1 protein-coding gene is annotated in these 625 nt (G+C 73.4%); it reads left to right on the forward strand.

Going from position 1 to position 625, the window contains the following annotated elements; translation table 11 throughout:
- Positions 1-600: CBS domain-containing protein (locus ACP4J0_RS38675; RefSeq protein ID WP_426604153.1), on the forward strand; the 600-nt coding region annotated here is incomplete at its 5' end.
- Positions 601-625 lie beyond the last annotated feature (25 nt).

The raw sequence follows: 625 nt of genomic DNA on the forward strand, positions 1-625 counted from the left end.
ACGCAGCGGATCAGTGCGCTCCCCGTCATCGACGAGGGGAACCGGGTGGTCGGCGTCGTCTCCGAGGCCGACCTGCTGCGCAAGGAGGAGTTCCGCGACAGCGACCAGGACGTGCACCCGAGGACCGGGCCCGTCCCGGCCCACGACAAGGCGCGAGGGGTGACGGCGACGGATCTGATGACGTCCCCCGCCGTTACGGCGCGTCCCGACGAGACCCTGGCCGGGGCTGCCCGCGTCATGGCGCGGCGTGGAGTCAAACGCCTGCCCGTCGTCGACGCCGACGGCGTGCTGCGGGGGATCGTGAGTCGTGGCGATCTGCTCAGGGTCTTCCTCCGGCCCGACCCGGAGATCGCTGAGGAGGTCCGGCACGAGGTCGTCGGCGGCCGCTTTCCGAAAGGTATCGGTCCGGTCCGGGTCGAGGTCCATGAGGGCGTGGTCACACTGGCCGGACGGGTCCGCGACACGTCGCTCGTCCCGCTGGTCGAACGGCTGGTGCGCTCGGTCGAGGGCGTGGTCGACGTCCGCTGCGAGCTGGCCGGGCCCCGCCACCGGCCGGCGCTCGAGCCCGACCTGGCGGCCGAACAGCCGAGCGGGCCGTGACAGCGCTCCCGCGACGCGGCCCGCA

This window comes from Streptomyces sp. WG7 (genome assembly GCF_049975785.1).
In the GTDB taxonomy this organism is placed as follows: Bacteria; Actinomycetota; Actinomycetes; order Streptomycetales; family Streptomycetaceae; genus Streptomyces.